The following is a 6657-nucleotide window of genomic DNA, read 5'->3' as shown; positions in this document are numbered from 1 at the left end:
GACCGCCGTCCAGAAATGGCTGCGTCAGATCGGCGTGAAGACGCTCTACATCACCCCGGGATCACCATGGGAGAATGGATATAACGAAAGCTTCAACGGGGCGCTTTGCGACGAACTGCTCAATGGTGGATCTTCTACAGCCTCGCCGAAGCCAGCTTGCTGATCGAAGCCTGGCGGCGGCATTACAACACCGTCCGCCCTCATAGCAGCCTGGGATACCGACGACCGGCACCAGAAACGGCGACACCGCCATATCCGGCCTCCGGTTCCGCTTCGCTCCACCTCCGGCCGGATATGGCGGCGATCAGCTTAATGCACTAACAAACCTATCGGTCCACTCGGCGGGGGCAGATCAATTTTACGCGATGAGCATCAAACATCATCTATTTTGCTCACCAGCCGCAACCGTATCCTAAGTCGCAGGTTTGAAGTGGTCGGAGGCACGGCTTGTTTAATAGAGCGCGCGCCACCACCGTTTCACAAAAGGGAGCTTCTCATGGTCAAGAAACCAGCTGCACCTCGGAAAGGCGTTATTCCAGCCGACATCGCTCCCGGTGCACCGCTGTCAGGCGAATCTCCCCAGAAGGCCTCTCTCATTCCCGCTGACGCGACCGTTTCCGAAAGCTTTGCCGAGCCACAGAGTGATGGTGGCGAAACGCACCAGGCAGCGGAAGGCGACATTGCGGTACTCACCACGCAGCAGGGCGTCCCGGTCGCGGACGACCAGAACAGCCTCAAGCAAGGGGCACGCGGGCCAGTGCTGCTGGAGGATCCGCACTTCCGCGAGAAAATCTTCCACTTCGATCATGAGCGCATCCCTGAGCGCGTGGTCCATGCCCGCGGCTATGGCGCGCACGGCTTTTTCGAGCTCACCGACAGCCTAGCCGACGTCACCCGCGCAGACGTCTTCCAGCGTGTCGGTGAACGCACCCCCGCCTTCGTGCGCTTCTCGACGGTCGCCGGATCGAAGGGATCATTCGATCTCGCCCGTGATGTTCGAGGTTTCGCCGTCAAGCTATACACCAATGAGGGCAATTGGGATCTAGTTGGCAACAACATTCCCGTCTTCTTCATTCAGGACGCGATCAAATTCCCGGACCTCATTCACGCAGCCAAGCCCGAGCCCGATCGCGCCTTTCCGCAGGCGCAGACGGCGCATGACAATTTCTGGGACTTTATCACCCTGACCCCGGAAAGCATGCACATGGTCATGTGGATTATGTCGGACCGTACGATCCCCCGTTCCTTTCGCACGATGGAGGGGTTCGGCGTGCACACCTTCCGCCTCGTCGACGTCGAGGGCAACTCAACCTTCGTCAAGTTTCACTGGAAGCCCAAACAGGGACTGCAGTCGGTGCTCTGGAACGAGGCCGTCAAGATCAATGGGGCGGATCCGGACTTCCATCGTCGCGACCTCTGGGATGCCATCAACGGCGGCGATTTCCCTGAGTGGGAGCTTGGCGTACAATTGTTCGATCAGGCGTTCGCGGACAGCTTTCCGTTCGATGTTCTTGATGCGACGAAGATCATCCCAGAAGACATCCTGCCGGTGCGCGTGGTCGGCCGACTCGTTCTCGACCGCGTCGTCGATAATTTCTTCGCGGAGACCGAGCAGGTCGCCTTCTGCACCCAGAACGTCGTGCCCGGGATCGACTTCACAAACGACCCGCTGCTGCAGGGCCGCAACTTCTCGTATCTTGACACCCAGCTCAAGCGGCTAGGTGGACCTAATTTTACGCACATCCCGATCAACGCGCCTAAATGCCCGGTCGCCCACTTCCAGCAGGACGGGCACATGGCGATGACCAATCCACGTGGGCGGGTGAACTACGAGCCCAACAGCTGGGGTGCCACGATCGGTGGCCCACGCGAGGATCCGGTCCGCGGATTCACAAGCTTCGCGGCGACTGAGGATGGCGCCAAACTGCGGATCCGGCCGGAAAGCTTCGCTGACCATTACAGCCAGGCGCGCCTCTTCTATATCAGCCAGCTGCCGATCGAGCAGAAGCATATCGCCGATGCGCTCGTCTTCGAGCTGAGCAAGGTCGAACGACCCGACATCCGCGCCCGGATGGTCTCCCACCTGCTCAACATCGACGATGGCCTTGCCGCCACGGTGGCAGATGGCCTTGGCCTGTCGCAACTTCCTGTGCCGGCTCAGGCGGCCCGGCCAACCCTTACCGATCTGCCGCCCTCCGACGCCCTCTCCATCGTCAAGAACGGGCCGCCCAGTTTCAAAGGCCGTAAGCTGGGCATTCTGCTGAGCGACGGGGCCGATGCGGGCGTGTTCAACGGCCTGGTGAAAGCAATCGATAAGGTCGGCGCGATCTATGAAGTGATTGCTCCAAAGATCGGCGGGGTTACCCTTTCGGACGGCACGAAGGTGGCCGCCAAGCAGAAAATCGACGGCGGGCCCTCCACTCTGTTCGACGCGGTGGCGGTTGTCGTTTCGGGCGAAGGCGCTGCATTGCTCGCGACCGACGCTGCCACGCAGGACTTCGTGCGCGATGCCTTTGGTCACTGCAAATATATCGGCCTGACCAAAGAAGCCCAGCCGATCTTCGACAAGGGTGGCATCGCTGACGATCTTGACGAAGCCTGCCTCGCGCTTGCGACCGCCAAGGACGCGGCTGCCTTCGTGGAGGCGATCGCTGGTTTGCGCTACTGGCCGCGGGAGCTGAGGGTCGATCTCGATGCCAAGTGAGGCAATAGGCGGCCCAGCCAACGACGATCAGGCGCCTCCGTCACTGCCCTCGCCAGAGCGCATCCAGGAGTTGCTGTTCGATGCGGCGCGGCTAGGTCGCGACGACGTGATTGCTGCGCTACTTCAAGCAGGCGCAGACATCACGGCGCTGGACCCGAAGGGTTACACGCCCTTGATTCTGGCAAGCTATCACGGGCGTGAAGCCGCGACCGCGGCGCTTCTAGAGCGGCGCGCCGGTCGATCAACAGGATCGCGTTCGCGGTAACACGGCGCTCATGGGCGTTGCATTTAAGGGATATACGCAGATTGCCAAACTGCTGCTCGACGCCGGTGCCAACCCCCACGTCGCCAATTCGGCACGTCAGACGGCATTGATGATGGCGGCACTCTTCGGCCATAGCGCGATTGTCGACCTGTTAATCGATCGTGGCGGCGATCCTCATGTTCAGGATGCCGCAGGCAACAGCGCGATCTCGATGGCGGAGACACAAAGCAACGAATTGATGGTCGCGCGGCTTAAGGCCAGGCGCCCCGTACTCGCGTGAAGTGAGGCGACCACCAATGTGTAAGCAGCGCGTCACGCATAAGATGATCGACGTGGCGGTCCTCCGTCAGCGCAGTAAGAACCCGTCATGAAAGGCCACGGGTCCGGTGCCGCCAGCGCGGTACCGTTGCCCTGCAAGTCGAACCGAGAAAGGGCTTGCGGCCGATTGCGATGCTGAGCCTTGGCGATCAATCCGTTGATGTCAGAGCCGGTCATGATTTCCTCTGGCCGATAATCCGGCGTAGCAGCGGTCCCGACAGCGGAGGCATTGCCTTACGGCTGGCCCACTGCTGGGGCGGTTGCGCGTGCATCCGCCGGAGCTGCAAGCGATAGGGTGCCCCACTCGCCCTGGGCGTTGGAAGTGCGATCGGATCGCAGCAAGTGGCGCTCACTCCAACCGCGACGCTCTCGAAATGGTGCGCGTTACCAAGGTGCTGACGCCGTCCCAGCCGCTGCTCATTCCGTATCTTCCACGCGACCTCTCTGCATCGGGCACTCGCGACGCTCCACTCCATGCCCGGTCCGCGCCGACCCGCGCCAGCCGATGGTCGTGTCGAGGCCGCGCAGCGCATGCTGTTAACCTGTCGCCACCCCAACGTGCACAGGCATCACCCGCTTCACTCCTGGACAATGCTTACCGCCCGGTCTTGGGTCTAGCTTGGCATCGAACGGAATCTTGTCCAGCCTCGCCATAAGGTCGGCGAACATGTCGTTCCTCGCGATGGGAAAGTGGCGTCGAAACCAGTCCCCCAACTTTACCAAGTCCCGCTCAGTCAGGACCCTATCGGCACAATCCTTTCGGACATTTTGCGCTCTCCTCAATTCACCCAACAGCCGACATTGACGGACGTGCCCAGAATTTTCGTCTGCGATACTATCGGCACCGAGCTCCAGCACACCGATCCATTTTGATGCGCGCTCAGGCCCCCCCTCGCAGACGCCTGGACAAGCTTGATTCTGTTTGAGCTCAGCCAACGGCACCTGCGCTGGCGTCGGACGAGGCACCTGATGGGGACTCCCGGCCCGGCGGACGCGCGATGCGCAAGCTCAAGCCGCAGAGCACCGACGAGCACAGGGTCAGCGATTCCAAGCGTGGCCAACGCGTGTGCGGGAATGCCCCGCGAGACCGCGGCGTTACGTCGACGAAGACCCTGGAGGAAGGTCGACGTCTTCTCCCGCGCCGCCTTTCTTATTTTTAATGTCAGGCAGCGCCCTATGCCCTTTGCCGGCATCGAGTGGCGGACCGCCCCCCCCCTGCACTATCCGCGTCATAGTCTTCGGTGCCGATCGCAGTGCCGCCAGCACCCGCGCCGCTACCGGCAACAGCGCCGGATCCTTCCCGGGCTCTGCGCCCTCTGTCAGGTCCATCAACGTCAATAAGAGGAGTGATCTTCAACTGTTCCCCGGTCGTCTTCTCGTCCCCGTCATATCCCGGAGGCAAGAATGGCTTGCTGTCGTCCTTGGTCATGGCCATGAGTCCTTTGCAGGTCGAAAGGTCAATCTCGAGCCGTCGGACCATGGCGCTCAACTGGCATGCAGGGCGACGGATCGCTGATGGAAATTCCAGATCGCAGTGAGGCTGGAAGTCCCTGCCCGCTGCTTACGAGACTGGTGATCAGGATGCGACCGGGAACGCTCGCTCCCGGCCGCACAGTATCACAGAATGGCAGCCCGTGCCCGCGCAGCATTATGCCCGCCGTTGCGATAAAGAACGTCCCGGACGAGGTCCTGGTCAATCCCTGCATCGTTCACAGTGACCAATACTCTGCCATCCTTGAGGCCGCTGTTATAATAGGCTGCGTCTTCTTCCTCTATGCCATGCTTGGTCAGCACTTCGTTCAGGCTGCCCCCGACAGCTCCAAGAACAGCGCCGAGGCCGATCGCTTCGGGAACAGCCGAAGCGGCGATGGCGCCGGCGGCGGCCAGCGGACCCACACCAGGAATTGCGAGTGCCGCGACCCCCAGACCAGCTCCGAGTGCACCGCCTCCCAGGATGCCGCGAAGGATGTTTCGATGGTGCTCATCGGTGATCTCGCCATCCCCCGAGCGCGTCGTCGTGGTGCCACCATGGTGGGCAATGACCGATAGGTCGGTGTCGGTCACGCCTAGCGCGCGCAGGTCGGAAACCGCGCGTTCGGCTTCAGCATGGGTATCAAAAAGCGCTGATGCTTGAACCATTTCCTCGATCCTCTTCTAAAGTCTGGCCATCAGTGTGGCTGAGACCTAACGGAGCGGGCGCATGAGTGTTCCGCTGGGCACCATGGAGCGTGCAAATCTGCTGTCAAAGGGGAACGCGGCACTGTCAGACCATGCCCTTGAGTGGAAAGGCGAGGTGCGCAGCGCAGACTATGTGACTCTCCCTCCGATACACGCAATCAAACAGACGTTGAGATTGGCCGCATGCCAAATTCCCTACAGGCAGGCCAGTTGCCGACCGGAAGCTGCTGAACGCCCAATGTCGCTAGTCTTGGAAGGGCCGCCACGCCGCCGGGACGTCCCAAAGGGCCCGGGCGGAGGGACGTGGAGTTCCTTGCGACTATGTCTCGAGCGCAGGTCAGCCAGACGGATAGATGCCATGCAGAACGGTATCGAAATCAAATTCGATCGGGGTAGTGCATGCGCAGGCCGTCCGCCACAGCAAATCTTCATCCTTCACCGTGAAAACGCAGCGGGGCGTTGCGATCGTGCCTTCGTCACGAAGCTTCTTGACGACACGAGTTACAAAAGTACGCCCAATACCGAGCATTGGCCGGCTTGCCCTGAGCACGCGGATCCGGCGCGCAATATGTTCAGTCATTGTCCGATCATCCATAGACCCTCATGCGATCATCAGGGGTAGCATGGCTCGCTCAGGCAAGCTTTAATCCTTCCTGGTTCATTCGGCGGGTGCCGATGCTAAATTGTACGACGTGGAGGCGGTCGCTGCGCAGCCTGGGCCTGGACATACCCCAAGCCTTCGCCGAAACGACGCGCCCGCGGCGGATCACCGCGACTGACGCGCTTTCAACATGCTGTTCTTTCAGGATGGCAGTCATGTTCGGGAGAATGGGCCCCGCCTTTGCCGCCGCAGGCGATGCGCCTGCGAGGAAACCCACCATCGCAGTGCGTACATGTACTAGCCATGCCATCTGTGTTGGTTATGCAACACAGCTATCAAGCAAGAGGCGCCGTGGCAAGGTCTGCCATCCAGAACACGCTCGCCGAGCGTTTCAAAGGGTCAATCATTTCCTGATCAACGATGCTGCACTTGCTCTGGAATGCCGGCCGCTGTGCGAATGAGGCGATCGATATAAAGGCTATGGTGACGGTTCTTTGCTCCGCTAGGCGATGGAGCAGCGTCTTAGCGAATAATGTGATTCGGGAGGGCCATGCGGTAAAATCAGACGCTTGGTCGGCAGTCGACCCAAAT

5 protein-coding genes and 1 pseudogene are annotated in these 6657 nt (G+C 60.7%); 4 read left to right on the top strand and 2 right to left on the bottom strand.

Annotated features, from left to right (window positions below; translation table 11 throughout):
- The 4 genes and pseudogenes from B2V90_RS00940 to B2V90_RS23030 form a co-directional block, all read left to right on the top strand.
- Positions 1 to 321: pseudogene (locus B2V90_RS00940) on the top strand (integrase core domain-containing protein); the annotation flags it as partial.
- A gap of 175 nt (positions 322 to 496) precedes the next feature.
- Complete coding sequence (locus B2V90_RS00935) at positions 497 to 2704, top strand: catalase (RefSeq protein ID WP_026109702.1); 2208 nt, start codon at positions 497 to 499, stop codon at positions 2702 to 2704.
- Complete coding sequence (locus B2V90_RS23035; RefSeq protein WP_313326164.1) at positions 2694 to 2969, top strand: ankyrin repeat domain-containing protein; 276 nt, start codon at positions 2694 to 2696, stop codon at positions 2967 to 2969. Before B2V90_RS00935 ends, B2V90_RS23035 begins: the two co-directional genes overlap by 11 nt.
- 10 nt (positions 2970 to 2979) lie before the next feature.
- Positions 2980 to 3249: an ankyrin repeat domain-containing protein gene (locus B2V90_RS23030; protein ID WP_017503561.1), complete on the top strand. Its 270-nt coding sequence runs from the start codon at positions 2980 to 2982 to the stop codon at positions 3247 to 3249.
- A gap of 1655 nt (positions 3250 to 4904) precedes the next feature.
- Here B2V90_RS23030 and B2V90_RS00925 read toward each other — a convergent pair.
- Together B2V90_RS00925 and B2V90_RS00920 are read right to left on the bottom strand one after the other, a co-directional pair.
- Positions 4905 to 5426, bottom strand: a complete 522-nt coding sequence (locus B2V90_RS00925) for a hypothetical protein (RefSeq protein WP_157228602.1) — start codon at positions 5424 to 5426, stop codon at positions 4905 to 4907.
- A gap of 376 nt (positions 5427 to 5802) precedes the next feature.
- Complete coding sequence (locus tag B2V90_RS00920; RefSeq protein WP_293919436.1) at positions 5803 to 6045, bottom strand: hypothetical protein; 243 nt, start codon at positions 6043 to 6045, stop codon at positions 5803 to 5805.
- Positions 6046 to 6657 lie beyond the last annotated feature (612 nt).

It is taken from the genome of Sphingobium sp. UBA5915 (assembly GCF_002431195.1).
Taxonomy (GTDB): Bacteria; Pseudomonadota; Alphaproteobacteria; order Sphingomonadales; family Sphingomonadaceae; genus Sphingobium; species Sphingobium soli.
The sequence above is the reverse complement of the archived record's forward strand: the minus strand, read 5'-3'. Positions and strand labels throughout refer to the sequence as shown.